Origin of the sequence: Amycolatopsis acidiphila (genome assembly GCF_021391495.1) — a bacterium.
GTDB lineage: Bacteria > Actinomycetota > Actinomycetes > Mycobacteriales > Pseudonocardiaceae > Amycolatopsis_E > Amycolatopsis_E acidiphila.
The window spans coordinates 4880690-4907254 of sequence record NZ_CP090063.1; the positions used below are offsets into that span (position 1 = coordinate 4880690).

At 72.1% G+C, this 26565-nt stretch carries 28 protein-coding genes; 14 read left to right on the plus strand and 14 right to left on the minus strand.

What is annotated here, in order from left to right; all coding sequences use genetic code 11:
- Nucleotides 1–111: 111 nt before the first annotated feature.
- Nucleotides 112–741, plus strand: coding sequence for a hypothetical protein (locus tag LWP59_RS23850; RefSeq protein ID WP_144639841.1), 630 nt, complete (start codon nucleotides 112–114; stop codon nucleotides 739–741).
- Between the two features lie 39 nt (nucleotides 742–780).
- Complete coding sequence (locus LWP59_RS23855; protein WP_144639843.1) at nucleotides 781–1302, plus strand: DoxX family protein; 522 nt, start codon at nucleotides 781–783, stop codon at nucleotides 1300–1302.
- Nucleotides 1303–1306: 4 nt separating this feature from the next.
- Here the strand turns inward: LWP59_RS23855 and LWP59_RS23860 are convergent, their stop codons facing one another.
- Nucleotides 1307–2539 (minus strand): acyl-CoA dehydrogenase family protein, encoded by a 1233-nt coding sequence (locus LWP59_RS23860; protein WP_229857176.1) that lies wholly within the window; start codon nucleotides 2537–2539, stop codon nucleotides 1307–1309.
- Between the two features lie 83 nt (nucleotides 2540–2622).
- Between LWP59_RS23860 and LWP59_RS23865 the strand changes: the two genes are divergently transcribed.
- Genes LWP59_RS23865 through LWP59_RS23880 form a run of 4 tightly spaced genes read left to right on the plus strand, consistent with a single transcriptional unit; the run spans nucleotide 2623 to nucleotide 6292 of the window.
- Nucleotides 2623–3810, plus strand: coding sequence for an acyl-CoA dehydrogenase family protein (locus LWP59_RS23865; protein WP_144639846.1), 1188 nt, complete (start codon nucleotides 2623–2625; stop codon nucleotides 3808–3810).
- Nucleotides 3774–4619 carry a mycofactocin-coupled SDR family oxidoreductase gene (locus LWP59_RS23870; protein WP_144639849.1) on the plus strand — a complete coding sequence of 282 codons (846 nt, stop codon included), beginning with the start codon at nucleotides 3774–3776 and terminating at the stop codon, nucleotides 4617–4619. Before LWP59_RS23865 ends, LWP59_RS23870 begins: the two co-directional genes overlap by 37 nt.
- A 15-nt stretch (nucleotides 4620–4634) precedes the next feature.
- Complete coding sequence (locus LWP59_RS23875; protein WP_144639851.1) at nucleotides 4635–5438, plus strand: enoyl-CoA hydratase-related protein; 804 nt, start codon at nucleotides 4635–4637, stop codon at nucleotides 5436–5438.
- Nucleotides 5423–6292 carry an enoyl-CoA hydratase-related protein gene (locus tag LWP59_RS23880; RefSeq protein WP_144639854.1) on the plus strand — a complete coding sequence of 290 codons (870 nt, stop codon included), beginning with the start codon at nucleotides 5423–5425 and terminating at the stop codon, nucleotides 6290–6292. The genes LWP59_RS23875 and LWP59_RS23880 overlap by 16 nt, the downstream gene beginning before the upstream one ends.
- A 7-nt stretch (nucleotides 6293–6299) precedes the next feature.
- Here the strand turns inward: LWP59_RS23880 and LWP59_RS23885 are convergent, their stop codons facing one another.
- Nucleotides 6300–7076 carry an SDR family NAD(P)-dependent oxidoreductase gene (locus LWP59_RS23885; protein WP_144639857.1) on the minus strand — a complete coding sequence of 259 codons (777 nt, stop codon included), beginning with the start codon at nucleotides 7074–7076 and terminating at the stop codon, nucleotides 6300–6302.
- Nucleotides 7077–7081: 5 nt separating this feature from the next.
- The gene (locus LWP59_RS23890; protein ID WP_229857175.1) at nucleotides 7082–8005 is read right to left on the minus strand and encodes an SDR family NAD(P)-dependent oxidoreductase; all 924 of its coding nucleotides are present in this window, start codon (nucleotides 8003–8005) and stop codon (nucleotides 7082–7084) included.
- A 175-nt stretch (nucleotides 8006–8180) separates the two neighbouring features.
- Here LWP59_RS23890 and LWP59_RS23895 point away from each other — a divergent pair, with 175 nt between their 5' ends.
- The 3 genes from LWP59_RS23895 to LWP59_RS23905 are packed head-to-tail and all read left to right on the plus strand — an operon-like array spanning nucleotide 8181 to nucleotide 11136.
- Complete coding sequence (locus tag LWP59_RS23895; protein WP_144639860.1) at nucleotides 8181–8984, plus strand: enoyl-CoA hydratase/isomerase family protein; 804 nt, start codon at nucleotides 8181–8183, stop codon at nucleotides 8982–8984.
- The gene (locus LWP59_RS23900; protein ID WP_144639863.1) at nucleotides 8981–10153 is read left to right on the plus strand and encodes an acyl-CoA dehydrogenase family protein; all 1173 of its coding nucleotides are present in this window, start codon (nucleotides 8981–8983) and stop codon (nucleotides 10151–10153) included. The genes LWP59_RS23895 and LWP59_RS23900 overlap by 4 nt, the downstream gene beginning before the upstream one ends.
- Nucleotides 10150–11136, plus strand: coding sequence for an acyl-CoA dehydrogenase family protein (locus LWP59_RS23905; protein ID WP_144639866.1), 987 nt, complete (start codon nucleotides 10150–10152; stop codon nucleotides 11134–11136). The genes LWP59_RS23900 and LWP59_RS23905 overlap by 4 nt, the downstream gene beginning before the upstream one ends.
- 51 nt (nucleotides 11137–11187) lie before the next feature.
- Here the strand turns inward: LWP59_RS23905 and LWP59_RS23910 are convergent, their stop codons facing one another.
- The 4 genes from LWP59_RS23910 to LWP59_RS23925 are packed head-to-tail and all read right to left on the minus strand — an operon-like array spanning nucleotide 11188 to nucleotide 13880.
- Complete coding sequence (locus tag LWP59_RS23910; protein ID WP_144639869.1) at nucleotides 11188–12120, minus strand: VOC family protein; 933 nt, start codon at nucleotides 12118–12120, stop codon at nucleotides 11188–11190.
- Complete coding sequence (locus LWP59_RS23915) at nucleotides 12117–12974, minus strand: SDR family oxidoreductase (RefSeq protein WP_229857173.1); 858 nt, start codon at nucleotides 12972–12974, stop codon at nucleotides 12117–12119. Before LWP59_RS23915 ends, LWP59_RS23910 begins: the two co-directional genes overlap by 4 nt.
- A complete protein-coding gene (locus tag LWP59_RS23920; RefSeq protein ID WP_144639872.1) occupies nucleotides 12971–13630 on the minus strand; it encodes a cysteine hydrolase in 660 nt (219 codons plus the stop codon). The genes LWP59_RS23915 and LWP59_RS23920 overlap by 4 nt, the downstream gene beginning before the upstream one ends.
- A gap of 31 nt (nucleotides 13631–13661) precedes the next feature.
- Complete coding sequence (locus LWP59_RS23925; protein WP_144639875.1) at nucleotides 13662–13880, minus strand: hypothetical protein; 219 nt, start codon at nucleotides 13878–13880, stop codon at nucleotides 13662–13664.
- 120 nt (nucleotides 13881–14000) lie between these two features.
- Here LWP59_RS23925 and LWP59_RS23930 point away from each other — a divergent pair, with 120 nt between their 5' ends.
- The 3 genes from LWP59_RS23930 to LWP59_RS23940 are packed head-to-tail and all read left to right on the plus strand — an operon-like array spanning nucleotide 14001 to nucleotide 18208.
- Complete coding sequence (locus tag LWP59_RS23930) at nucleotides 14001–15569, plus strand: class I adenylate-forming enzyme family protein (RefSeq protein WP_144639878.1); 1569 nt, start codon at nucleotides 14001–14003, stop codon at nucleotides 15567–15569.
- 24 nt (nucleotides 15570–15593) lie between these two features.
- The gene (locus LWP59_RS23935; RefSeq protein WP_144639881.1) at nucleotides 15594–17159 is read left to right on the plus strand and encodes an acyl-CoA synthetase; all 1566 of its coding nucleotides are present in this window, start codon (nucleotides 15594–15596) and stop codon (nucleotides 17157–17159) included.
- The gene (locus LWP59_RS23940; RefSeq protein WP_144639884.1) at nucleotides 17156–18208 is read left to right on the plus strand and encodes an alpha/beta hydrolase; all 1053 of its coding nucleotides are present in this window, start codon (nucleotides 17156–17158) and stop codon (nucleotides 18206–18208) included. Before LWP59_RS23935 ends, LWP59_RS23940 begins: the two co-directional genes overlap by 4 nt.
- Before the next feature lie 33 nt (nucleotides 18209–18241).
- Here LWP59_RS23940 and LWP59_RS23945 read toward each other — a convergent pair whose 3' ends face one another.
- Both LWP59_RS23945 and LWP59_RS23950 read right to left on the minus strand, forming a co-directional pair.
- On the minus strand, nucleotides 18242–19810 hold the full coding sequence (locus LWP59_RS23945) for a class I adenylate-forming enzyme family protein (protein ID WP_222425574.1): 1569 nt from the start codon (nucleotides 19808–19810) through the stop codon (nucleotides 18242–18244).
- Nucleotides 19807–20223 carry a nuclear transport factor 2 family protein gene (locus tag LWP59_RS23950; protein ID WP_222425575.1) on the minus strand — a complete coding sequence of 139 codons (417 nt, stop codon included), beginning with the start codon at nucleotides 20221–20223 and terminating at the stop codon, nucleotides 19807–19809. The genes LWP59_RS23945 and LWP59_RS23950 overlap by 4 nt, the downstream gene beginning before the upstream one ends.
- A 121-nt stretch (nucleotides 20224–20344) precedes the next feature.
- Between LWP59_RS23950 and LWP59_RS23955 the strand changes: the two genes are divergently transcribed.
- The gene (locus LWP59_RS23955; protein ID WP_144639890.1) at nucleotides 20345–21142 is read left to right on the plus strand and encodes an SDR family oxidoreductase; all 798 of its coding nucleotides are present in this window, start codon (nucleotides 20345–20347) and stop codon (nucleotides 21140–21142) included.
- Here the strand turns inward: LWP59_RS23955 and LWP59_RS23960 are convergent.
- A complete protein-coding gene (locus LWP59_RS23960) occupies nucleotides 21131–21748 on the minus strand; it encodes a TetR/AcrR family transcriptional regulator (RefSeq protein WP_222425576.1) in 618 nt (205 codons plus the stop codon). The genes LWP59_RS23955 and LWP59_RS23960 overlap by 12 nt on opposite strands.
- 145 nt (nucleotides 21749–21893) lie before the next feature.
- Here LWP59_RS23960 and LWP59_RS23965 point away from each other — a divergent pair, with 145 nt between their 5' ends.
- Nucleotides 21894–22958 carry a Rieske 2Fe-2S domain-containing protein gene (locus LWP59_RS23965; protein WP_222425577.1) on the plus strand — a complete coding sequence of 355 codons (1065 nt, stop codon included), beginning with the start codon at nucleotides 21894–21896 and terminating at the stop codon, nucleotides 22956–22958.
- Nucleotides 22959–22967: 9 nt separating this feature from the next.
- Here LWP59_RS23965 and LWP59_RS23970 read toward each other — a convergent pair whose 3' ends face one another.
- From LWP59_RS23970 to LWP59_RS23985, 4 genes are read right to left on the minus strand one after another with little or no spacing between them, the layout of a single operon-like run.
- The gene (locus LWP59_RS23970) at nucleotides 22968–23879 is read right to left on the minus strand and encodes an LLM class F420-dependent oxidoreductase (protein ID WP_144639896.1); all 912 of its coding nucleotides are present in this window, start codon (nucleotides 23877–23879) and stop codon (nucleotides 22968–22970) included.
- Nucleotides 23876–24511, minus strand: coding sequence for a cysteine hydrolase family protein (locus LWP59_RS23975; protein WP_144639899.1), 636 nt, complete (start codon nucleotides 24509–24511; stop codon nucleotides 23876–23878). The genes LWP59_RS23970 and LWP59_RS23975 overlap by 4 nt, the downstream gene beginning before the upstream one ends.
- Before the next feature lie 13 nt (nucleotides 24512–24524).
- The gene (locus LWP59_RS23980; RefSeq protein WP_144639903.1) at nucleotides 24525–25448 is read right to left on the minus strand and encodes an LLM class F420-dependent oxidoreductase; all 924 of its coding nucleotides are present in this window, start codon (nucleotides 25446–25448) and stop codon (nucleotides 24525–24527) included.
- Nucleotides 25445–26527 carry a Gfo/Idh/MocA family protein gene (locus tag LWP59_RS23985; protein ID WP_144639906.1) on the minus strand — a complete coding sequence of 361 codons (1083 nt, stop codon included), beginning with the start codon at nucleotides 26525–26527 and terminating at the stop codon, nucleotides 25445–25447. Before LWP59_RS23985 ends, LWP59_RS23980 begins: the two co-directional genes overlap by 4 nt.
- Nucleotides 26528–26565: the final 38 nt, after the last annotated feature.

The window sequence follows — 26565 nt, forward strand, 5'->3', positions numbered from 1 at the left end:
CAGGCGGAGCACGCACGTACGTAGGTACGTAAGTGTCGATCCCGACGGCACCGCGGGTGCCGCGAGGCACGATCGACCGGCGAACCCGGAATCCAACGTCGGAGGCCGCCCGTGAACACCGATCTGCTCCCGCTGCCCGGCCGGCTCCCGGCCGGGATCGAGCGGTTCCCCGTCACCGCGTGCGGCTCCCCGGCGCCGTGCCCGGTCTGCCACGAATGCGCCGCCGACTGCGCGGACTGCGTCGTGTGCGAGCGGGACGCCTGCCCGCACTGCCGGGTCCCGGACCTCACGCCGCGCACCGCCACCATGCTCGTCGTGGCCGGGCTGACGCTCGCCCACGATCTCCGGACCGCCATGCTGGCCAGTGCGCGACCGGTGTTCCGCAACCACCTGGCGCGCGCGTTCGAGACCCTGACCGAAGCGCTGGAGCGGGGTGAGCGCCCGCGGCCGCGGTCGCTGATCGAGCAGTTGTGCCTGCACCTGATGATCCGCTACGCGACCGACCTCGCCTGCGACGTCGGCGAGACGCTGTGCGCCAACCTGCCCTACAGCGACTACGACTACTACTTCTACCGGCTCTACGACACCCTTCTGCCCGACGACCGGCACGAGCCGTACGTCGAGGAGACCGTGCGCACCCGCGGCTGTGAGCGGGTCTTCGACTTCGACCACCTCGCCGAGGTCGTCCACCGCAGCGAGTCCTCCTGGGTCCTGTTCGAGTCCACTGTGGACGCCAACTGAGTTGACGGTTACGTCAACCCTCCCCTAGATTGCACCGTCATGACCACAGGAAGCGCCGCGGCCGACACCGGCCTGCTGCTGATCCGCGTCGTCGGCGGGCTGACCATGGCCGCGCACGGGTACCAGAAGTTCTTCTCCGGCGGCCGCATCGCCGGGACCGGGCGCTGGTTCGACAGCATGGGGATGCGACCCGGCAGGCTGCACGCGCTCGCCGCCGCCTCGACCGAGCTCGGCGCCGGGATCCTGCTCGCGCTGGGCCTGCTCACCTCGATCGCCGGGGCCGCGTTCGTCGCGCTGATGCTCGTGGCCGGATACACCGTGCACCGCGCCAACGGGTTCTTCAGCGTGAAGTCCGGCTGGGAGTACAACCTCATCCTCGCCGTGATCGGGGCGGGCCTCGGCACGGCCGGGGCGGGCCGGTTCTCCCTGGACCACCTGGCCGGCCTGGACGGCGTGTTCTCCGGCCTGCCCGGCGGGCTCATCGCGATCGCGGGCGGCCTGCTCGCCGGGATCGGGCAGCTGGCGGTGTTCTACCGGCCGCCGGCGCCCGAACCAGCCTGAGCGCTCAGGCCTTCGGCTCGCGGGGCAGCCCGAGCACCTGTTCCGCCAGGATGGTGCGCTGCACCTCGGAGGTGCCGGCGTAGATCGTGCCGGCGCGGGCGTTCAGCGAGACCTGCCACCAACTGTTCGACGAGGCCGGGTCCGCACCCGGGTCGTCGGCGCGCATCTGCCTCGACGGCGCCTTGCCGGTGAGCGCGAGGCCGTCGATCCCCTGCAGGTCCAGCGCCAGCTGGGTGGCCACCCGGTGGTACTCGCTCCAGTACAGTTTGGACACGGACGCCGCGTGGCCGATCTCCTCGCCGGACAGCACGCCGGTGAGGATCCGGTAGCCGAGGTGGCGCATGACCTCGACCCGCGCGTGGCACCACGCGATCCGCTGCCGCAGCACCGGGTCCCCGGCCCGGCCGGTCAGCCGCGCCAGCTCGATGAGCCGGTCCAGCTCGGCCCGGAACAGGATCGGGTTGGTCGCCGCCTCCTCGCCGCGCTCGAAGGTCAGCAGGGTCCGCGCCACCTGCCAGCCCTGACCGGGTTCCCCCACGACCAGGTCGCGACGGGTGTGCGCCCCGGTGAAGAAGACCTCGCAGAACTCGCGGCCGCCGGCCATGTGCCGGATGGGCCGCACCTCGACGCCGGGCTGGTCGATCGGCACCAGCAGGAACGACAGACCCCGGTGCTTGGGCGCCGCCGGATCGGTGCGAGCGAGCACGAAGATGCCCGTGCAGGTGTCGGCGCCGGAGGTCCAGATCTTCTGCCCGTCGACGACCCACTGCTCGCCGTCGAGCCGCGCGCGGGTCGACACGGCGGCGAGATCGGAACCGGCACCGGGTTCGGAGAAGCCCTGGCACCACCGCTGCTCACCGGAGAGCAGGCCGGGCAGGAACTCGGCCTTCTGCGCTTCGGTCCCCCAGCGCAGCAGGGTGTTGCCGAGCATCTTCAGCCCGGTGGAGTCCTGCGGCAGCTCGCCGAAGGGCAGCCCGGCCAGGGTCAGCTCCTCCACCAGCACGACCTGGTGCAGGGTGGACAGCCCGCGGCCGCCGTAGCGGAGCGGCCAGGCCACGCCGAGCAGTCCTCGCCGGTACAGGGTGCGCCGCCAGTGCCGGACGAACTCCTTGGTGGCCGGCGTGTCCGGGATGGCCCCGATCCCCCGCCACCCCCGCGGCAGCTCCTCGGCGAGCACCGCCCGGACCTCGGCCCGGAACTCCTCCGCCTCAGCGGGGTAGGTCGTGTCCACTGGCACCTCCGCACCTTGATTCCTTAATAGCACAATAAGGTATACGATCTAGCTACAACATATGGTGCTGACGCCGTTCTGGAGGCCGCGTGGAGTTCCGTTTCGACCCCGAACACCTCGAACTCCAGCGCACCGTCCGGCGGTTTCTCACCGAGGTCTCCCCCGAAGCCCGGATGCGCGCCGACGCGGAGACCGCCGAGGGCTGGGACTCCGGCACCTGGCGGCGCCTGTGCGCCGAGCTCGAACTGACCGCGCTGGCGGTCCCGGAACGGTACGGCGGGCACGGCTTCGGGCTCACCGAGCTGGGCATCGCGTTCGCCGAGGCCGGGGCGAGCCTGCTGTGCGCACCCCTGCTGTCGACCTCCCTGGCCGCACGGGCGATCCTCGAATCCGGTGACGAGGAGGCGGCGGGCGAGCGACTGCCGGGGCTGGCCGCGGGCACGGTCACCGGCACCCTCGCCGCGCACGAGCCCGGCCGAGGCTGGGACGACCCGCTCACCCGTGCTGTCCGGACGGAGGCGGGCTGGACCGTCACAGGCCACAAGAACTGGGTCCTCGACGGGCACACCGCGGGGTTGTTCGTGGTCTCGGCCGCCACCGACCTGGGCCCGGCGCTCTTCCTGGTCGACGGCGCGGCTCCCGGGTTACGGGCGGCCCCCGTGGACACCGTCGACCCGACCCGGAAGGCCGCCGCCCTGGAACTGTCCGCGGTGCCCGCGACGCCACTGGGCGCGGCGGGCGCGGCACTGCGGCGCACCCTCGACGCCGGCCTGGTGCTGCTCGCCGCCGAGCAGACCGGCCTCGCCCGGCGCTGCCTGGACATGGCGGGCGAGTACGCCCGGCAGCGGGAGCAGTTCGGCCGCCCGATCGGCATGTTCCAGGCTGTCAAGCACAAGCTGGCGAACGTGCTGCTGGAGGTCGAGGCCGCGACCTCGGCGATGATGTACGCACTGTGGGCGGCCGACCACCAGCCGGCCGAACTGCCCGCGGCGGCGGCCATCGCGGCGTCCACGTGTGCCGAAGCCGCACTGCTCGCCGCCGGGGAGAACATCCAGGTCCACGGCGGCATGGGAGTCACCTGGGAGCATCCGGCGCACCTCTACCTCAAGCGGGCCACCACCAGCCGTCTGCTACTCGGCGACCCGCAGCAGCACCTGGAGCGCCTCGCCGTCCACATCGGACTCGGCGGCCTGGCGGCCCCGGACGGAACCTCTCCGCACCCCGAGCGTCAGGAGGACGCATGGCAGGACGGCTGGAAGGCAAAGTCGCCTTCGTGACGGGCATCGCGCGCGGCCAGGGCCGCTCGCACGCGCTGGCACTGGCGAGGGAAGGCGCCGACGTGATCGGCATCGACCGGGCGGAGCCGGTGGCGAGCATGGGCTACCCGCTGGGCACCGAAGAGGAGCTCGCCGAGACCGTGCGCCTGGTCGAGAAGACCGGCCGCCGGATCGTGGCCCGCAAGGGCGACGTCCGCGACCGGCAGGCGGTCCTCGACCTGCTCGCCGACGGCGTCGCGGAGCTGGGCAGGCTGGACGTCGTCGTGGCCAGTGCCGGGATCTCGCCGCCGCCGCACCGGCTGTGGGAGATCCCGCCGGAGCAGTGGGACGACGTGATCGGCACCAACCTCACCGGCGTGTTCCACACGCTGGCCGCGGCCATGCCGCACATCCTCGCCGGGCGGGCGGGCGGCTCGGTGATCGTGATCAGCTCGGGCGCGGCGATGAACAACGTGCCGAACCTCTCGGACTACGTCGCGACGAAGAACGCCGTCATCGGGCTCGCGAAGTCGCTGGCCAACGAGGTCGCGCACCGGCAGGTCCGGGTGAACGTCATCGCCCCTGGCACCGTCGACACGCCGATGATCACCGCCAACGAGCCGCAGTTCAAGCTGTTCCGCCCGGACCTGCCCGACCCCTCGCTCGACGACTGCGTGGAGGCCTTCCGCCGGATGATGCCGATGGGCAGGCCCTGGCTCGACCCGGCCGACATCTCCGACGCGGTGGTGTACCTGGCCTCCGACGAGGCCCGCTGGATCTCGGGCGTCGTGCTGCCCGTCGACCAGGGCAACGTCAACCGCCCGTTCTGACCGAGGAGAAGCCCTGTGAAGGACACCGAATACGTCCGGGTCGAGATCAGCGGCGGCGTCGCCACCGTGACGCTGGACCGGCCGCCGGTCAACGCACTGAGCGCGCCGATGATGCGGGAGATCGGGCAGGTGTTCACCGAGCTGGGCACCGCGACCGACGCGGTGGTCGCGGTGCTCACCGCCGACGGGGACCGGATCTTCTGTGCCGGCGCGGACATCTCCGAGTCCGAGCGCCGCTACGCACGGCGTGAGCTGATCGCCGGCGAGACCGTCGCCGATCTCGCCGACCCGGGTGCCGTGGTGCGGGGCTGCTTCGGTGGCATCCGCGAGGGCGGGCTGCCGGTCATCGCCGCGGTCAACGGCGGCGCGGTCGGCGCGGGTGCCGCGCTGATCGCCAGCTGCGACCTGGTGGTGCTGTCGGAGAACGCCTGGCTTTCGCTGCCGGAGATCAACGTCGGGGTGCTGGGCGGCGCGAGGCACGTGCAGCGGCTGGTCGGGGCGTTCAAGGCCCGCGAGATGGCCTACACCGGACGGCGGGTCCCCGCGGCGGAGATCCACCGGCTCGGTGCCTCGGTCGGCGTCGTGCCACCGGCCGAACTTGCTGCCACGGCACGGGAGCTCGCGCTGGAACTGGCCGCGAAGAGCCCGCTCGCGTTGCGGATGGCCAAGGAGTCGATGAACCGCGTCGAGGACCTTCCGCTGGAGGAGGGCTACCGGCTGGAGCAGGACTACACGGCGCGGGTCAGCAGGCTCGACGACGCCCGGGAGGCACGCGACTCCTACCGGGAGAAGCGCACGCCCGAATGGAGCTGGCGGTGATGTCGCCGAGCCCGGTGCTTTACGAGGTCGGGGACGACGGCGTCGCGGTGATCACGCTGAACCGGCCGGAGCGGCGCAACGGCTGGAACCCCGAGCTGGAGCGCCGCTACTTCGAGGTCCTCGATGAAGCCGACCGCGATCCGGGGGTACGCGCCGCGGTGCTCACCGGGGCCGGCAAGGCGTTCTGCCCCGGCGTCGACAGCGCCCGGCTGGACGAGCTCGCCGGTCAGGGACTGGACGTGTCCGGACGGCGCTCGCCGGTGCGGCCGTGGGCCTTCCGCAAGCCGCTGATCGCCGCCGTCAACGGGGCCTGCGCCGGCATGGGGCTGCTGCAGGCCCTGCTGTGCGACGTCCGGTTCGCCGCCCGCGGCGCCCGGTTCACCACCGCGTTCGCCCGCCGGGGGCTGGCGGGCGAGTTCGGCATCACGTGGCTGCTCCCCCGGCTCGTCGGCCTGGAGCGCGCCTCCGACCTGCTGCTGTCCGCGCGGGTCTTCGACGCCGACGAGGCGCTGTCGCTGGGTGTGCTCAGCCGGGTCAGCGAGCCCGACGAGCTGCTGCCTGCCGCCAGGGCCTACGCCGCGGACATCGCCGCGAACTGTTCCCCGGTCTCGCTCGCGCTCATCCGCCACCAGCTGCACGCGGACCTCCGCCACGACTTCGCCGGCGCGCTCGGCGCGGCCTACCGGGCGATGCACGTGGCCGCGTCCGGACCGGACTTCCGGGAGGGCATGGACAGCTTCCTGGCGAAGCGGCCGCCGCACTTTCCCGCACTGGCCCCGGACTTCGACCCGGCGAAGATCACCGGCGACCCGCTGCCGGAGGTCGACCTGCGGCCCGAGGACCAGCTGGGCTGAGCACGGGTCAGGCGACGTGCCAGCCGGTGTCGGCCGCGATGCGAGTCGCGTTGATCAGGGAAGCGGCGTCCGAGCACAGCCATACGACCAGCTCGGCGACCTCCGCCGGCTGCCCGAGCCGTCCGATCGGCTGGGCGGTCTCCATGGCGTGCACGGCTTCCGGCGTCAGGTACTGCCGCGCCCGTTCGACGATGCCGGTCTCGATGTTGCCGGGCGCGATCGCGTTGACGCGGATCCCGCGCTTGACGTACCGCAGGCCCGCCGAGGTCGTCAGCCCGTAGACGCCGTGCTTGCTGGCGGTATAGGCCGCGTCCCCGATGTTGCCCTTGTACGTCGTCTCCGAGGCGACGTTGACGATGGCGCCGCCGCCGCGTTCCAGCATCCGCGGGATCTCGTACTTGAGGCAGAGGAACACACTCGTCAGGTTCGTCCGCAGCACTCGTTCCCACTGCTCCTCGGAGTACCCGACGATCGACTCCGGCGCCTCGATGATCCCGGCGTTGTTGTGCGCGTAGTCGAGACCGCCGAAGGCACCGACGGTGAACTCGACCATCTCGCGCACGCCGGCCGAGTCCGCCACGTCGACCTCGACGAACTCCGCCTTGCCGCCTGCCGCCCGGATCAGCTCGACCGTCTCCGGGCCGGTGGTGGCGTCGACGTCGGCCACCACGACACTCGCGCCGCATTCGGCGAAGCGGCGGGCCGAGGCCCGGCCCATCCCGTAGCCGCCGCCGGTCACGAGCGCGACCTTGTGCCGCATGTCGATCTGCACCCCGGACGCCACGGGAATCACCCGCGCAGGCCGGGAATCCCGGCGGGGAAGGTGCCGAGCGCGATGCGCAACCCGTTGTCCAGCTCGGTCGCGTCGAGGCGCTCGCCGCCGGCGGCCGTGTGTCCCGGCAGCACGGACCACGGCGCGACGGGGTGCACGGTGTTGCCGTCGACGCGCAGGATCCGCCCGGTGAGCCAGCCGGAGCGCGCCGAGCACAGCCACGCCACGACCGGGGAGGAGTTGGCCGGGTCGAGCGGGTCCCAGCCACCGCCGGAAGCGGAAACGCCCACGGTCTGGGTCATCCGGGTGGCGGCGACCGGCGACACGCAGTTCGCGGTGACGCCGTACCGGCTGCCCTCCATCGCGGAGGTCAGCGTCAGGTTGGCGATACCGGCCTTCGCGGCCCCGTAGTTGGCCTGGCCGACGTTGCCGGCGAGGCCGGTGCCCGACGTGGTGTTGACGATCCGGCCCGCGACCGGGCGCCCCTGCTTGTGCTCGCGGCGCCAGTAGTCGCACGCGTGCTTGGTCAGCGCGAAGGTCCCCTTGAGGTGGACGTCGAGCACCAGGTCCCAGTCCTGCTCGGTCAGCGAGGTGATCGTCCTGTCCCGCAGGATGCCGGCGTTGTTGACCACGGCGTCCAGCCGGCCGAACTGTTCGACCGTGCGCTCGACGAGCGCGCCCACCCCGCTCCAGTCGGTCACCGAACCGGCGTCGGCCACGGCCTTCCCGCCCAGCTCCTCGATCCGGGCCACGACCTCCTGGGCCGGGTCCTCCCGCGGAGACTCCGCGGACTCACCATCCAGTCCCACGCCGAGGTCGTTCACGACCACGGTGGCCCCGTGGTCGGCGAGTTCCAGGCAGTGGCTCCGGCCGATGCCCCGGCCACCGCCGGTCACGATGACGACCCGGCCGTCGAGCATCCGCTCGCCCTGCGCACGCACCGATCCCGCTCCTTCCACGTCGGCGATCCGGCCAAACAGTAAGCTTATTTGACTTTTTAGTCAATCAGCGTTGTGATTGACCCGATATCGCGTTGTCTACTCCGGCTCGACGTGGGGAACGTCGTTCTTGACGTTGCAGTCAACGGGACGCGCACCAGGACGAACAGGAGGGTCGATGTCGAACCCGTTTGCGCCGGAGCTGCTCATCGAGGCCAGGGGCGCGATCCGGATCGTCACGCTGAACCGGCCGGAAGCACTCAACGCGACGAACGAGGCGCTGCACGACGCGCTGATCGCGGTGTGGCGCCACCTCGCCGACGATCGAGAGGTCCGCGCCGTCGTGCTCACCGGTGCCGGGCGGGCCTTCAGCGCCGGTGGCGACTTCGAGCATTTCGTCGAGCTGTGGGACGACCGCGACATGCGCCGCAAGGAGATCGAGGGCGCCCGGCGGCTGCTGACCGAGATGGTCGACTTCCCGCTGCCGGTGGTCGCGGCCGTCAACGGCGCCGCGGTGGGCCTTGGCTGCAACCTGGCCGTGTGCAGCGACATCGTGCTCATGGCCGAGAGCGCGTTCATCGCCGACCCGCACGTCGGCGTCGGGCTGACCGCGGCCGACGGTGGCGCGCCGACCTGGCCGTTGCTGATGGGCATGCTGCGGGCCAAGGAGTATCTGCTCACCAGCGAGCGGATCCCGGCCGACCAGGCGGTCGCGCTCGGCCTTGCCAACCGCGTCGTGCCCGACGGCGAGCTGCTGGACCAGGCGGTCGCACTCGCCGAAAAGCTCGCCAAGCAGCCCCCGCAGGCGGTGCAGAGCACCAAGCGGGCGCTGAACATGCACCTGAAACGGGCTGTCGCGGGCGTGCTCGAGTACGCGCTGGGCGAGGAGTTCGCCTCCTTCGACACCCCCGAGCACCAGGAGATCGTGAAGAAGTTCCTCGCCAGGTCCAAGGCCAGGGAAGCGGAACGGTCGGCGTCGTGACGAGTACGGCCACCGCATCGCTCGCGACCGACCTGGGGGCCTACCGCACCTCGCTGCGGGCCTACCTGAACAACGGGGACGCCCTCGACCGCTGGCGTGGCAAGCACCACGGCAGCACCGAGGACCGCATCGCCGAGCACGCCGCCCTCATGGCACACCTCTACCAGGACGGCTGGAACCGCTACGGCTGGCCCGCCGAGGCCGGCGGCCACGGCGGCGACGAACGGCACCGGGGTGTGCTCTACGACGAGCTGTCCGCGGCCGGGCTGCCGGTGCCCGATCCGCAGCTGATGCTGGAAACCCTTGGCCCGGCGGTGGTCCGCTTCGCACCGGACCTGGCCGCGCGGTACCTGCCGGAGTACCTGCGGGGCGCGAACTGGTGGGGGCAGGGGTTTTCCGAGCCCGAGGCCGGAAGCGACCTGGCCGGGCTGCGCTGCCGCGCGCGCCGCGAAGGCGAGCACTACGTGCTCTCCGGCCAGAAGCTGTGGACCAGCCATGGCGCCACCGCGAGCCGGTTCGTCTGCCTGGTGCGCACCGGAACACCGGAGAGCAGGCACCGTGGCCTGTCGATGATCATGGTGGACGCCGCCGCGCCCGGTGTCTCCGTCCGGCCGATCGCGCTGGCGAGCGGGTACCGGGAACTGGCCGAGGTGTTCTTCGACGACGTGGTCGTCCCCGCGGACCGGCTCGTCGGCGAGGAGGGCCAGGGCTGGGCCGTGGCGATGTACCTCCTGCAGTGGGAACGGGCGATGTACGCGTGGCAGAGCGCCGCGGTCGCGCTGCGCCGCTTCCGTGAACTGCTCGGCCAGGTGGCCGGCAAACCCCTGCCCGACGGCGCCGCGACGCGCATCGGCGAGTGCTACGGCGACATCGTGGCGCTCCGCGCGCGGAGCGTCCGTACGGTGCGACGGCTCGCGGCCGGGGAGACCGTGGGCCCGGAAGCCAGCGTGGACAAGGTTCTGCTCGCGACGGCGGAGACCAGCCTGCACGATCTCGCCCGCGACCTGCTCGGCACCGACTTCGTGCTCGGGGCGGGCGCGGACACCGGCGACTGGCGGGCGGACTGGTGGTTCAGCCGGTCGGCCACCATTCTCGGCGGTTCCGCCGAGGTCCAGCGGACGATTCTGGCCGACCACGTGCTCGGCCTGCCGAAGGAGCCCCGGGCATGACGAGTACGACCATGGACACCGCGACCGCCGAGCTGCTCACCGGTTCGCTGCGTGAGCTGTTCGCCGGTTCGGCCGGCCGCGCGGTCGGCCCCGCCCTGGCGGCCCTGGGCTGGGCGGAGGTGGTGGCCGAGGACCCCGCGGGAGCGACCACGCTGCTGTTCACCGAGCACGGCCGGGCGCTGGCGTCCTCGCCCGCGCTCGACGCCGTGCTGCTCGCCGAGCTCGACCGCGTGCTGCCCGCCGGGAACGGCACCCGCGCGGTGCTCTACCCGTATCCCGACGACGGCGACCAGCCCTCCACAGTGGATGGACCGGTGCGCGGGCTTCTGCTGGCGGGACTGGAATCGGTCGACGAGGTAGTGGTGCCGGTGCGCGCGAACGGCGCTGTCGCCCTGCTCGTCGCGGACCCCGCGGGCTGCCCTGCCGAACCCGTGGCGGGCTTCGACGCCGGCTCGGGCTGGCTGATGGTGTCCGGCTGGCAGCCGGCCGGGGAGCCGGTGCCCGCCGCCCAGCCCTGGGAGCGGGCGGTGGCCGCCGGGCGCCGGGCGCTGGCCGCGGAGATCGCCGGGGTGTGCCAGGCCGCGCTGGATCTCGCTGTCGCCCACACCTCCGCACGGGTGCAGTACGGCCGCCCCATCGCGTCGTTCCAGGCCGTCCGGCACCGCCTCGCCGAGGGCCACGTCGCGATCAGCGACATCGCGTCGATGCTCGACGCCGCGTGGGCCACCGCGGGAAGTGCGAACGGCGGCGCCTGGGCGGCCGCGATGACGAAGCTGCGAGCCGGCCGCGCGCAGGCCGAGGTCATGCGGCACGGTGTCCAGGTGCTCGGCGCGATGGGTCTGACGAGCGAGAGCGAGATGCACCGCCACGTCACCCGCGCGGGCGCGCTCGACGCCCTGCTCGGCGGTCATCGCCTGCTGAGCGAGACGACCGGCCGCGCGTTGCTGGCCGGGGCACCCGCGGACCCCGTCGTCGAGGTCTGACACGGAAGCGGGCCGGGCAGTCGCGCCCGGCCCGCTTCTGTTTCCGTCTTCTCAGCGGGGTTCCCGCGGCCGCCGGACCTCCGAGCGCGGCCGCTCGACCAGCTCGACGACGGCGCCGTCGGGATCGGCGAGGAACAGCACCGTGAACCCGCCGGTGGGGGTGTCCGGCATCGGGATGAACAGCGGTTCCGGCACCTGCTCGCCCGACTCCCGCACGAGTGCCGCGTGCGCCTCGCGAACGTCTTCGACCGCGAGCGCGATCCGGTACAGCCCTTGGGTGTTGGCCCGCCGCGGCGATCCGGCCCCCGGCCGCTCCTGGAGCTCCAGCGAGAACGTCGGGTCCTCGGGGAGCACGAGCGACGCCCACGACGTGCCGTCGCCGGTGCCGCGGGCTCGCACGGTCCAGCCGATCGAGCCGTACCACGCGAGCGAGCGGGCCAGGTCGGTGCAGCGCATCCGCTCGTGGGAGATCAGCGCACCGACCGGATCGGTTTCCGCGGGCGGGATCTCGGCGACCTCGACCGTGACGCCGTCGGGGTCGGTGGTCCGTAGCCCCGGCCAGGTTTCGCCACGAACCCGTAGCCCGCCCTCGGCAGGCTCCGGCTCGCAGCCGAGCGCCACGAGCCGGTCCCGCAGCCGGGACAGCGACCCGACGCGGTAGCCCAGCGCCGTGAACGCCGAGGGGCGCATGCCCTCGTCCGCGGGCTCGGTCACGGGACGCTGCCACTCGACGAACTCGACGGCGGGCACCGCGCGGGGACCGCGCCGGTCGTAGAGGAACGTCGTCACGCTGGCGGTCGAGCGGTCCAGGCCCATGCTCGTCGAATCGTCGTCGGTGCTCACCGACCGCATCCTCGGGTCGAGGCCGAAGACGGCCATGACGAACCCGGCCGCCCTGGCGCCGTCCACCGTGTTCAGGTTGCAGTGCATCACGGAGTGGGCGTGCTGCGCGGGCCGTGCGGCCGTCCCGGCGGGCGCGCTCACTTCGTGGTCTCCGGGAGGAAGAAGCTCAGCTCGAGATCGGACTCCTCGCCGTCCAGGCGGTAGCGGGAGAAGTCCGTGACCCCCTCGGACCGCAGCACTTCCTCGTCGGTGACCAGCTGACCGGTGAACGACCGCGGGTCCCGGCTGACGATCGCGAGCGCGGCGTCGGCCATCACGGCGGGCGTGCGGGAGCGCTTGCCGGCGACCTCCTCGCCCAGGATGACCCGGATCCCCTCGGTGCCGACGGCCGTGCGGGGCCACAGCGAGTTCGCCGCGACGCCGCGGTCGGCGAGCTCGGCGGCGAGGCCGAGCGTGTTCAGGCTCGCCGCGTACTTCGACGCGGTGTAGGCCAGGTGCGGGCCCAGCCACTGTCCGGAAAGGACCAGCGGCGGCGAGATGGTCAGGATGTGCCCGGCCACGGACCTCTCCAGGTGCGGCAGCGCCGTCCGGCTGACCAGGAAGCTGCCGCGCGCGTTGATCGCGTGCACCAGGTCGTACTTCTTCATCGCGATCGCCGAGGTGGGCGTCGTGTCGAAGGCGGCGGCGTTGTTGACCACGATGTCCAGCCCGCCGAACTCCTCGACGGTGCGCGCCACGGCGGCCTCGACGTCCTCGTCCTTGCGGATGTCGCCGACGACTCCCAGCGCCTTCCCGCCGGCCTCGGTGACCTGCCCGGCCACCGAGTACACCGTGCCGGGCAACCGGTTCGGCCGCGGCTGCCCCGACGTGGCGAGCAGGCTGACGTTCGCCCCCGCCGCGGCGAAGCGCAGCGCGATGGCGGCGCCGATCCCCCGGCTGCCGCCGGTGATCAGCGCGGTGCGCCCCGCCAGTGGTTCGTGTTCCGCAGTGCTCACGCGGTTCGACCTCCGTCGGTCCGGGAGTGGGCATTCGTCTCGGCGGGAAAGGCCCGCCAGGCCGCGCCCAGCTCGTCGACGGTCAGGACCCGGCCGAGCATCTTGAAGGTGTGCCGCAGCATCTGTTCGCCGTACTCGGCCGGCGTCGCGGTGACCGCGTCCCGGGCCACCACGACCTCGAACCCCTCGTGCGTCGCTTCCCCGGCACTCAGCACGAGCGCCACGTTGAGCGAGACCCCGGCGAACACCAGGGTGCGCGCACCGCGGGCCCGCAGCACGGGCAGCAACTCGGTGCCCCAGGTGGGCGACAGGCCCTGGTGCCGGGGCAGCACCAGGTCCTCCTCGGCGTAGAGCTCGGGCAGGACCCGGGTCGCGGGATGACCGGGCGCCCACTCCTCGGTGGGGGCCGCGATGGCCCGCCACAAGGGGGCGGTCCCCGGGTTCACCGCACCGAGCCGGCCTTCGAACGTCGCGTGCACCACGGTCGCGCCGGCCGCCCTGGCCGAGTGCACGAGCTTCTCGATACCGGGCAGGACGGCGCGGGCGTCGGCCGCGAGCGCGGGCAGGACGGAGTTCTCACCGAGGACCCCGGCCTGGCACTCCACACAGACGACCGCGGTGGCCCGGGGATCGATGGCGAGCTGACTTGACGACATTGTCAAACCGTAGCATTCGCTGCCCCGGTGGTCATCCGGCAATCCGTGCGCGCAGCCGCCCGCCGCAGGCCGCGGGGCCGGAACGCTCTCGCGGCAGCTGCGCCCGATAGCAGCCGCGGCACAGCTCCCCACCGGCCACGAGGACGTAACGGGCGTCTCGCGGCACCAAACCCGGTTCGGCGTCGACCCGGCAGATCCCGTAGTGCCCAGCCGCCGCACACAGGCAGGCGCATTCCTGTGACATGGTCATCACCCCGGTCCGTTAATATCGATGAATGATCTAACTCGATGCTCTCATAGCCTTGCCTCTCGCGACCCTTATTGACATTATTGTCAAGCCAACGTGCCCGGAGCCCCGATGGAGTAGCCCGTGCCGACGTCCCGTACCGAGCACTGCCTCGGCGACATCCCGCGCCGCAACGCGGTTCGCTACGCCGAGGTCCCGTCCTATGTGGCCGACGGCCGCGGCGTGACCCATGGCGAGCTGTACGGGCGCGCGTCCGCGCTGGCTGCCGCGCTGGCCAAGGCGGGACTGCGCCGCCAGGACCGGATCGCGCTGTTCGGCCGGAACAGCATCGCCTTCGGCGAGGTGCTCGCGGCGGGACAGCTCAGCGGCATCATCGTCGCCACCGTCAACTTCCGGCTCGCGGCGCCCGAGATCGGCCGGATCCTCGCGGACGCGAACCCGCGGGTGCTCTTCGTCGACGCGGAGTACCTGCCGGTCATCGACCTCGCGCGCGCCGAGCTGGATCTCGGGCTGATCGTCTGCCTCGACCACACCGAGCGCACCGACGTCGTGCGCTACGAGGACTTCCTGTCCTCCACGGCCGGAGCGGACCTGCCGTTCTCCGCACGGCCGGAGGACATCGCCTGCCTCATCTACACCAGCGGCACCACCGGCAGGCCCAAGGGCTGCATCCTCGGACAGCGGGAGCTCTTCCACGGCGCGCACCTGATGAACGTCGAGATGCGCACCGGCAGCGACGACCGGGTACTGCTGACGATGCCGCTGTTCCACATCGGCGCGATGGCGATCGGCCTCGGGCTGCACGCCCGCGGCGGAACCTCGGTGCTGCACCGGCAGTTCGACCCCGTGGCTGTGCTCGACACGGTGGCCGGGCAGGACATCACGGTGCTGCACCTGGCCCCCACCATGCTGCAGGCGCTGCTGCGCGAGGCGGCCGGGCGGCCGGGCTCGCTCGCCGGGGTGCGGACGGTCGTCTACTCCGCCGCGCCGATCACCGCGCCGGTGCTGCAGGCGGCGATGACCGCCATGCCCGGCGCGGGTTGCCTCAACCTCTACGGCCAGACCGAGGTGATGACCTCCGGGCTGCCGCGCGAGCTGCACCGCGGGGAGGGTGCCGCACGCGAGCGCCGGCTGAGCTCGGTCGGGCACCCGTTCCCAGACAACGCCGTGCGCATCGTCGGCGAGGACGGCACCGAGTGCCCGCCCGGCACACCGGGCGAGGTCACCGTCGCCTCGCCCGCGATGTTCCGCGGTTACTGGAACGACTCGGCGGCGACCGCGGCCACGCTCCGGGACGGCTGGTGCCACACCGGCGACGTCGGCGTGCTCGACGAAGAGGGCCTGCTGCACCTGGTCGACCGGAAGAAGGACGTCATCATCTCGGGCGGCGAGAACATCTACTCCCTGGAAGTGGAGGAAGCACTCGTCACGCATCCGGGAGTGGTCCAGTGCGCGGTCGTCGGCATCCCGGACGAGCGCTGGGGCGAAGCGGTGTGCGCGGTGGTCGTGCCGGCCGAGGGCGCCGCGATAGACGTGACAGACCTGCGCGAGCACGTCTCGGCGCGGATCGCGCGGTACAAGGCGCCGCGCTCCGTGGTCGTCGTCGAGGAGCTGCCGGTCCTGCCGACCGGAAAGGTCGACAAGAAGGCACTCCGGCAGCAGTTCGCGGCCCGGCAGGAAACCGGCGCCTGATCCCCCGTACCCGAGGAGGTGCGCATGTACCCGGCAGACTTCGCGCTGTCCACTCCGGACAAGTCCGCGGTGGTGGTGGCGGACACCGGGCAGCGCCAGACCTACCGGGAGCTCACGGAGGGCGCGAACCGGCTGGCCCGGCTGTTGCGCGAGGCGGGCTTGCGCCCGGGCGACCACTACGCGGTCTTCGCCGAGAACCACCTGCGGTACTTCGAGCTCGTGTGGGCCGGCCTGAACAGCGGCCTCTACGTCACGCCGGTCAACTCGCACCTGACCGCGGCCGAGGCCGCCCACCTCGTCAACGACAGCGGCGCCAAGGTGGTGCTCACCACCTCGGCCATGGCCGAGGTCGCGGAGCAGCTGGTGCCACTGACCCCGGGCGTCACGCGCCGGCTGATGCTCGACGGGACGGGCGAACACCACGAGTCCTACGAGCAGGCCGTCTCGGCCTTTCCGCCCGAACCGCTCGAGGACGAGGTGCGGGGCACCTTCATGCTCTACAGCTCCGGCACCACGGGCAGGCCGAAGGGCATCCGCTTCCCGTTGCCCGGCCATCCCGCCCGTGCCGGCGATCGCGAGCTGCTGCCCTCGGGTACCGCACTGCTCGGCCTCGACGAGGACACGGTGTACCTCTCCCCCGCGCCGCTCTACCACGCCGCGCCGCTGCGGGTCTCGGCTCTGGTGCACTGCACGGGCGGGACGGTGGTCGTACTGCGCCGGTTCGACGCGGAGCAGGCCCTCGCGGCGATCGAGGAACACCGGGTCACCTCGAGCCAGTGGGTGCCGACGATGTTCGTGCGCATGCTCAAACTGCCCGGCGAGGTCCGCGACCGCCACGACCTGTCGAGCATGCGGATCGCGGTGCACGCGGCGGCGCCCTGTCCGGTGGAGGTCAAGCGCCGGATGATCGAGTGGTGGGGCCCGATCCTGCGGGAGTACTACTCGGGCACCGAGAACATCGGCACGACCGTGCTCTCCAGCGAGGAATGGCTGGCACACCCGGGCTCGGTGGGGCGGCCGCAGGGGACCGTCATCCACATCTGCGCCGAGGACGGCACCGAGCTGCCCGCGGGATCCGTGGGCACGGTGTACTTCGCGACACCGGACATCACGGTCGCCTACCACAACGACCCGGAGCGGACCGCGGCGTTGTCGCATCCGCAGCATCCGGACTGGCGCACCATCGGCGACATCGGGCACCTCGACGAGGACGGCTACCTCTACCTGAGCGACCGCCGCGACTTCACCATCATCGCGGGCGGGGTCAACATCTATCCCCGCGAGATCGAGGACGTCCTCGTGGTGCACGACGAGGTCGCCGACGTCGCCGTGTTCGGGGTGCCCCATCCGGAACTGGGCGAGCAGGTTCAGGCCGTCGTCCAGCCGGTGCGCTGGTCCGACGCCGGGAACGGCCTCGCCGAGCGCCTGCTGGCCCACTGCCGGACGCGGCTTGCCCCGTTCAAGTGGCCGCGCTCGATCGACTTCGTGCGCGAGCTGCCACGGCAGGACAACGGAAAGCTCTACAAGACGGCGCTGCGCGAGTCCTACCGGGCGCGAAGCCGACAACCAAGGAGAGAATCATTTCGATGACAGTCCTTTCCAGGGCACGCGCGCTGGTCCCGGCCGCTGCCGTGCTGCTGTCGCTCCCGTTCACCGCGGTGTCCGCCGTGTCGGACCCGGGAGGCTGCTCCGACGTCAAGGTCCCGGCCTCGCTGGCGCCGGGACTGCCCAAGGACCAGACCATCTACGGGCGGCTGTGCCTGCCACCCGGGCACGCGCCCGACGTCCTCCAGATCCTCGTGCACGGCGCCAGCTACGACCACACGTACTGGGATTTCCCGGGGTTCGGCGGCCAATACTCCTATACCCGCACTCAGAACTCCGCCGGCTACGCCACACTGGCCATCGACCAGCTCGGCGTCGGCCGCAGCTCGCATCCGCTGAGCGCGCTGGCCACCCAGCTCGCGGGCGCCAGCACCGTGCACGACGTGGTCACGGCGGCCCGCGGGGGCGCGCTCGGCCCGAGTTTCGACCGGGTCGCGCTGGTGGGCCATTCCTTCGGATCGCTCACCGTGTGGCTCGAAGCCGCGACCTACGCCGATGTCGACGGGGTCCTGGTGTCCGGGGCGTCGCACTCGCTCGGCGCGCTCGCCCTCGCCGAGCTGGGCCCCCACATCCGCCCGGCCCAGCTCGACCCCGTCACGGCCGCACACGTCCCCGCGGCGGATCTGGGCTACGTCAGCATTCCCGGGGCCCGCGCTCCGATCTTCTACTATCTGCCCAATGCCGATCCCGCTGTCGTCGCGCAGGACGAGGCCACCCGCAGCGAGATTCCGGTGGGAGTGGGGGCCACGATCCCGGTCTACATTCCGGCCACCGTCGGTATCAAGGTGCCGGTCCTCGAGGTCAACGGCGTCGAGGACAAGCCGTTCTGCGTCCAGGGCGGCGGTGGCTCGCTCACCGACTGCCGCAGCGACGCCACCCTGCACGACTCCGAGGCGGTGTTCTTCTCCCCCGAGGCACACCTGGAGACCACGGTCATCCCCGACGCGGGGCACGACCTGAACCTGCAACGCAACGCCCGGGTCTTCTTCGACCGCGCGACGCGCTGGTTCCAGAACCACTTCCCGCTACGCTGACCCGGGTCCGGCGGTGACCAGGGGCGTACCCGGTCACCGCCGGCCGTCCGGAACCGTGTCCCCGTCGGCGATCGCGGCGCGGACCTGCTGGCGCTGGATCTTTCCCATGGAGTTGCGCGGGATGGACGCCAGCGTCCGCACCCGCTCCGGGGTCTTGTACCGGGCCATTCCCGCGTCCCGGCAGTGCGCGCGCACGTCGTCCAGGGTCGGCGGCGGCAGCCCGTCCGCCGGAACCACCACGGCACAACAGGTCTCGCCCAGCCGTGGATCCGGCAACCCGATCACCGCGATGTCCGCGATCGCCGGATGGGTGGACAGCACCGCCTCGATCTCGGCGACCGAGATGTTCTCACCGCCCCGCACCACGATCTCCTTGAGCCGGCCGGTGATGGTGACCAGGCCGTGCTCGTCCACGACGGCGAGGTCACCGGTCCGGACGTAGCCCTGCTCGTCGATCGCGGTGGCGTCCAGCTCGTGGTCCAGGTAGCCGGCGAAACGCTGTGGCCCGCGCAGCCGCAGCTCCCCCGAGCTTCCCGCGGGCAGGTCCCTTCCGTCGGCGCCGGCGATCCTGACCTCCACGCCCGGCCCCGGGAGCCAGGACGACCTCGCCTTGCCCGCCGCGTCCGTCCGCCGCGGGAACCCCGCGATGGGGAACTCGGTCAGGCCGTACCCGTTCACCACGCCGTCCCCGCCCAGTGTCCGGCGGACGATCTCGTCGAGGTCCGGGGAGACCGCCGCGCCGCCGCCCATGCACAGCCGCAGCCCTGGAAACAGCCGCTCGGCGCCGTGTTTTCGTTGCGCGGCAAGATAAGCCTGGAAGAAGGGGGTGGCGCTGCCGAGGATCGTCGCCCCGTGCTCCGCCATGGTGACCGGGGTGCGGGCGGGGTCGAAGTTGTCCAGCAGCACGAGCCTGCTGCCCACCCGCAACGTGGTGACCAGCCAGGCCATCCCGCCGATGTGGGCGAACGGGTAGGCCATCGGGAACACGTCGTCCTCGCCGGCACCGAACTGGTCCACCATCGCGTTCGAGGACGCGAACACCGAGGCGTCGGTGTGCAGCACGCCCTTGGGCCGGGCCGTGCTGCCCGAGGTCACGTACACCCAGCGCGGCGCGTCCGACGCCGGTGGCGAGGGCAAGTCCGCGGGATCGCCTTGTGGCAGCGCGAGTTCCGTACTCTCGTTGTGGTCACAGGGAATCACCCTGGCACGAGAACCGGCGACCGAGCGCACCGCCGCGGCGTGCTCGAAACCCCGCCAGCGCGTCGGGACCACCGCGAACTCCGGCGCGAACTGCTCGTCGAGCGCCCGCAGCTCCGCCTCCCGCAGCACCGTGATCACCGGGTTCTGCACGGCGCCGAGCCGGGCCAGCGCGACGCTGAGCACCACGCATTCCAGTGTCGTGGGCAGCTGCCACATGACCCGCGAGCCCTCCCGCACACCGAGGGCGGCGAGCCCGGCGCCCACCCGCTCCGCGGCGTCGCGGAGCCCGGCCGCGGTCATCGCGGCGCCCCGGTCGTCGCTCAGCAGGATCCGGCCGGGTGTCCGCTCGGCCCGCCAGAGCACCAGGTCCCACAGCCGGTGTGGCGGTGCGGTGGTGGTCACCGCGGGCTCCCGGTGCGCGCCGTCCAGCGGCCGTAGGGGATGTGCTCGGGAATTTCCCAGAAGCTGCGCACCGCGCTCGAACCACCCGGCTCGACCCGCCAGACGTCGACGCTCGGGATCACCAGCGCCGCACCGCGGTAGCTGCCCTCGTTGCTGCACACCACCACGGCCTCGTCGGCACCGGTGATGAGCTGCGTGATGCGTACCGCCGGGTGGTCCGGCCCGGTCCGGTCCCACAGCTGCGAGGCCAGTTCCCAGCCGTGCTTGACGGGAGTGCCGACCGGGTCCTCCAGGGTCGGCTCGCCGGGCGACATGGTGCGCCAGTGCCGCAGCCAGCCCTCCTTGTCCTGTGCGTTCCACAGCTCGTACCAGCGCCGGATGAACAGTTCGAGATCCCGGCCGTCGATCGCCATCGGACATCCTTCCCGGCGTTTCGGTCATGATCTGCGCGCGAACTGATTCCAACGGCCCTTGACGAAAATGTCAACTACGTATTCCCTGAACTTCTCACCAGCCACCCGAAAGGCGGGAACGATGGATTTCGGTATCAGGGGCAGGACCGCGCTGGTCACCGGCGGCAGCAAGGGCATGGGGCGCGACGTCGCGCGGATGCTGGCCGCCGAGGGGTGCCGGGTGGCCGTCGTCGCCCGGACGAAGGCGGACATCGACGACGCGGTCGCCTCGATCCGGGAACAGGGCGGCACGGCCGTCGGCATCACCGCGGACATGACCGACGGGGAGCAGGTGCGCCGGGCCGTGGCCGAGGTGCGCGAGGCGTTCGGCCCGCCGTCGATCGTGATCGGCCAGACGAAGTTCACCGTGCCCGGCGACTTCGCCGACATCGAGGACGTGGCCACCTACACTGACTCGTTCCAGACCTACACCGTCAGCCAGGTCAACCTGTTGCACGCGGTACTGCCCGCGATGCGCGACGCCGGCTGGGGGCGGTTCGTGCACATCGGGTCGGCGACGGCGAAGGAGCCGGTGGGCAACATCCACCACGCGGTCGCCAACGCGACCCGCCCGTCGACCATCGGCCTGCTCAAGACCGTCTCGGACGAGTACGCCCGGTACGGCATCACCGTCAACACGGTCGCCCCCGGCTGGATCGAGACCCAGAACGCCGTGGACTACCTGCGGGCCAACGCCGGGGTGGCGACCGAAGACGAGCGCCGGAGCTGGATGCTCGACAACGCCCGGGTGCCCGCCGCCAGGATGGGCCGCTCCGACGAGATCGCCTCGCTCATCGTCTACCTCTGCTCGGCGCAGGCCGGATATGTGACCGGCAACTGGATCGAGGTCGACGGCGGGCACCACCGCTCAGCGTTCTGAGCCGGCCCCGGGCACGAACAGCCGGACGATCTCGTCGCGAACGACCGGATACGGGCGGTCCAGCCGAGCCCGGGCCCGCATCTCCAGGCAGCGCAGCACGACCGCGTGCACGGCGAAGGCGTCCCGTCCGGGAACCGCCGCGGGCAGCGTGCCGTCCTCGCGGGCCCTGCCGAAGGCCTCCACCAGGATCTCCCGGTGACAGGCGTGCACGTCCTCGAGCGCGTCGGCGATCCCGGCGACCATGCCGACCTCCGGGGCGAGGAAGGTCCGTCCTTCCCTGGCCTGCCGCTCGTGCCAGCCGATGCCGAGGAACTCCTCGATCCAGGCGATCACCGCGGCCCGGCCGTCCGCGGCGCCGCCGACCGCCGCCCGCAAGCGATTGCGCACGAGCTCGCCCGCCTCGCGCTGCATGGCGAGCACCAGGGCGTCCTTGGACGGGAAATGCCGGTAGAAGGTGCGCCGGTTCACCCCGGCGGCCCGCAGGATGTCCTCGATCGCCGTCGTCCCGCCGCCGCGGCCGATCAGCCGGTGCGCGGCACGGACGATGCCCGCCCGCTCCCGTTCGGCGCGGCCCGACTCGACCGCCCGGCCTGTCGGCATGTTCATTCTTCACCTTTCCGCCTGCCCCATGATCGCACAATCCGCGAGAACGGGCCCGGTCGTTCGGGGAATGTCATTCCCCGAACCGTCGCACGCTGTTAAGCTCGGTGGGAATGATATTCTCAAGAAGACCCTCAGGGAGGTCGGCGTCGTGCGCTTGCATGGGCTGGATCTGGAGCTGACCGGATGGTTCCAGGTGGCGTGGTCGGGGGACATCGGGCCGGAGCAGGTGGTGCCGCTGCGCTACTTCGGCCGGGACCTGGTGGCCTATCGCGGCAAGGACGGCGTGGTCCGGGTGCACGACCGGCACTGCCGGCACCTGGGTGCGAGCCTGGCGCACGGCGGCTGCGTCGTCGACGAGGGCATCCAGTGCCCCTTCCACGGCTGGGTCTGGGCGCCGGACGGGCACAACGTGTCCATCCCCTACCAGGAACGCCCCAACAAGGCCCGCAAGCTCGGCAGCTGGCCGGTCGTGGAGCGCAACGAGTCGATCTACGTCTGGTTCGACCACGCCGGCCGGGAGCCCTACTGGGACGTGCCGGACGCGCTCCACGACACTCCGCACGCCGCCGACCGCGAGTTCCACCCCGCCGGGCCCGACGCCCGCGAAAGCTTTCCGGACCTGCGGGTGCATCCGCAGATGGTCGTCGAGAACACGGTCGACCCGCACCACTTCCGGTTCGTCCACCGCACCCCGCTCAGCCCGGTCGTCCTCGAAGAGAAGGTCGAGGGCCCGCAGTGGTGGGCGCGGGTCGGCTTCGGGAAGGGCTGGCGCGACCACGCGCACGACGAGGACGGCGCGCTGCGCACGGACACGGCGAACACCATCGAGATCCTGTGGTCCGGGATGGGGGTCAGCGTCAACGTCGAGCACATGCGCGAAGGCGTGCGGGTGATCACCATCAACACCACTCCCGTCGAGGACGGCCGCAGCGAGATCTTCGCGACGTACTGGATCGACCGGGCCGGCGACGAGGAGAGCTACCGGCGGCGCCTTGCCGAGGCCAAGCTCGCCCTGCCCGACGACATCAAGATCTGGAACCACCAGATCTTCCTGGACCCGCCGGCGCTGGCCACCGAAGAGGCCCGCGGCTTCCGCCGGATGCGGCGCTGGGCGCGCCAGTTCTACCCGGGTGACGTGGGCGAGAACGGCCCGGCCGGCACCGGCGACACCCGCGCACCGGGAACCGAGAAGCTCGAAGCCGGTGCCTCCTGACGCGACTGCTCAGTCGCTTGTGGACGGTGCGAGTGCCTTGCCGAGGAGCTCGATCTCGCGCAGGCAGTCGTCGATGCCGCGGGCCTGCGCGTCGATCGAGACGTAGGTGACGCCCGCCCGCTCGTACTCGGGCAGCACCGCCGCGAGCTGCTCGGCGGCGCGCTGGGGGTCGCGGGTGGGCGCCGGGGTGAAACAGACGTCGAACTCCGGCGGGCGCCCCGCCGCGGACCGCATTTCCCGCAGCTGCGCGATCCGCTCCCCGAGGCCGCCTGCGGTCAGCTCGGGCGTACCGGTGACAACGGCCATCGCGGCGGGTTGTTCGAAGGGCAGCCAGCCGTCGGCGGTCTCGGCCACCCGGCGCATCGCGGCCTTGCTGTTGCCCCCGATCCAGATCGGCGGGCCGGGACGCTGCGCCGGCCGGGGCAGCATGACCTGGCCGTGCGCCGGGAAGAACTCGTCGTCACGCTCGACGACCTCGCCCGACCAGGCCGCCCGCAACGCGCCGATCGCGGCGTCGAACCGGGGACCGCGGTCGGCGAAGGGCGCGTCCAGCACCTCGAACTCCGCCCGCTGGTATCCCGCGCCCATGCCGACCACGAGCCTGCCGCCGGAGAGCCGGTCGAGGCTGGCCGCCGACTTCGCCGCCAGGTACGGGTTGCGGTAACCGGCGACCAGTACGAAGGTCAGCAGCCGCACCCGGCTGGTCGCCGCCGCCATGAACGACAGCGCGACGAACGGATCGAAGGCGTGATGACCGCCGTTGGCGAGCCAGTCCTGCGCGGGGAACGGGTGGTCGGTCGTGGACACCATGTCGAACCCGCATTCCTCGGCCGCCACGGCGATGTCGGCCAGGTCGCGGTCGCCGATCCAGGTGTCCCAGTGCTTCACCGCGCGGGCGGGGAACTGGTAGTTGAGCTTCATGCGCTGTCCTTCGTCCAGAGTGCGGCCACTTCGGCCACGGTCGGTGTGGCACCGAGCAGCGCGATCGCGTAGCGCAACAAGTCCTGCGCGAACGACAACGGAAGCCCGAGCACGGCGTCGCGGACGACGGCCACCCGGTAGCCCAGGTTGACCGCCTCGACGGCCATCCCGAGCACCGCCTCGTTGAGCGACACCCCGCCGATCACCAGCGTGCGCACGTCCAGGCTGCGCAGCACCATGTCGAAGTCGGTGCCGGCGAAGGCCGACATCCCGTGGTGGCGGGCGTGCACGACGTCGTCCGGCCCGGGCGCCAGCTCGGGCACGATCTCGGCGGCCGGCGAGCCCGCTCGCAGGTACCCGGGGTCCCGCCCGAGGGTGACCGCCATCAGCGGGGTGTTGATCCGCGTCCCGACGTGACGGGGCCGGAACTGGAGCGTCGCGTGCACGACCGGCACCCCGGCACGGCGTGCGGCCGCGGTCAGCGTCGCCAGCTGTCCGATCAACCCCGCGGCGCGGACAGCGTCGCCGAGTTCGCGGGTGGCCGGCGACGCCAGGTCGCCGACGACACCGCGCTGCATCTCGGAGACGACGACGGCCGCCTGCGACGGATCGACCAGCTCGGCCAGTTCCATCGGTCCCCCTGGGTCAGTGAGCCGGGGCGATGAGCTCCTCGCCCAGCTTTCCTACGGTGTCCTCGGCCGCGCCGGGGTCGTCCCCGCAGACGACGACCACCACGCGGTCCACCCCGCGCTCGGCCAACGCGCCCACGTCGTCCTCCAGCCGCGCCGTGTCCCACCCGCGCCGGATGTCGAGCAACGGCCAGTGGCCGCTCACCACGACCTCGACGGCACCGGCCGGGCGCCCCTGCTCGACCGTCAGCGTCCGCAGCTGCGCGATGTGCCGGGACAGCTCGTCCAGCCCGTCGATGGGCGCGGTCCGCATGGTCCTGGCGAGCCGGCCGGTCGCGAGGATCGCCACCCAGCCTTCGGCGTGGCGGGCCGCCCGCAGCCGCCCCCACCGGCTGTTGCCGTGCACCCACAGCGGCGGGCCGGGCCGCTGGACCGGACCCGGCCGCGGGAGCGTCGCGCGGGCGGAGAAACCGTCGCCCTCGCGGGTGATCTCGGCACCCGACCACGCCGCACGCAGCACTTCCAGGGCTTCGTCGAACCGCTCCCGCCGCGTCTCGAAATCCATCCCGAGCGCCCGGAACTCGCCACGCAGGTAGCCGGTGCCGACGCCGAGGACCAGCCGCCCGCCGCTGAGGGCGTCCAGGCTGGCCGTCTGGTGCGCGGTGAGGAACGGGTTGCGGTACGGCAGCACCAGTACCCACGTCAACAGGCGGATCCGGGAGGTCACGGCGGCGCAGAAACCCAGCGCGGAGAACGGGTCCGCGCTGCCCTCTCCCCCGTTGCGCACCCACTTGGCCGACGGCGCCGGATGGTCGGTGAACCCGATCGAGGAGTACCCGCTGTCCTCCGCGGCGCGGGCGAAGCGGGTCACCGCCGAGGGCGAGAGGATCGCCGGCGTCCAGGCGGGGTCGGCCGTGGCGTGCTGCAGGTCGAACTTCACGCTCGCACCGGCACCCAGCCGCCGCCCTCGGCGCTGCGGTGGGCGGCGTCGATGATCTCCAGGCTGAGCAGCCCGTCGGCGAACGTCGGTATCGGCGTCGGTTTGCCCTCGAAGGCCGGCAGCCAGTCCTCGAGCATGAGGGCCATCGCGCGGCTCGCGTGGCCGGCGAGGCCGTGCGGCAACTGATCCGGTGCGGCCGGCGACCGCTCGGCGGGCGTCAGCGTCGCGAGACCGTCGTCGGTGGCCGCGCCCGCCCGGTAGCCGGTCTCCCGCAGGGTGCCGTCGCCGATCACCGTGCCGTCGGCGCCGAAGAGCTCCAGCCGGAAATGGTCGGCGTGGGCGCCGATCGTCGACACGCTCAGCACGGCGAGCGCGCCCGAGTCCATCCGCATCAGCAGCGCCGAGGTGTCGTCGGCGGTGACCTCCAGCGTCCCGCCGCCGGGCAGCGAGCGGACCGGGATGCTGCTGCGCACCTCGGCGCACACGGCGGTGGGACGGCCGAGCAACGTGCAGAGGTAGTCGAGGTCGTGCACCAGCATCCCGGCGAGGTAGCCGCCGCCCTGGGCGCGGTCGTACATCCAGGTGGCCTGCAAGGGCCGTTCGGGACGCCAGTAGGACGCGCTGCGGCTGACCCGGGCGAAGTACGCCGTGCCGAGCAGGCCGGCGCCGACGCGTTCGGTGATGGCGAGCCACTCCGGGTTCCACCGGTTCTCGAAGCAGCATCCCGTCGGCCGCCCCGCGGACTCGGCCGCCTTGACCATCTCGCGGGCCTGAGCCGGATCGGTCGCCAGCGGTTTCTCGCACAGCACCGCCTTGCCCGCGGCGAGTGCGGCCACGGTGATCTCGTGGTGCAGTGCGGTGGGCGTGGCCACCGAGACCACGTCGAGGTCGTCGCGGGTGACGAAGGAGCGCCAGTCGGTGGACGTGTCCTCGATCCCCAGGCGGCCGGCGACCTTGCCGAGCCGTTCGGGCGTGCGGGCGCAGAGCGCGACCGGCTCGAATCCCCCGGCCGCCCGGTAGGCGGGAACCTGGACGTGCGCTCCCCAGCCGACCCCCACGATGCCGACCCGCAGTGCCATGCCGCCTCCCGCTCATCGTTGCCCGGTCGACCACTAAT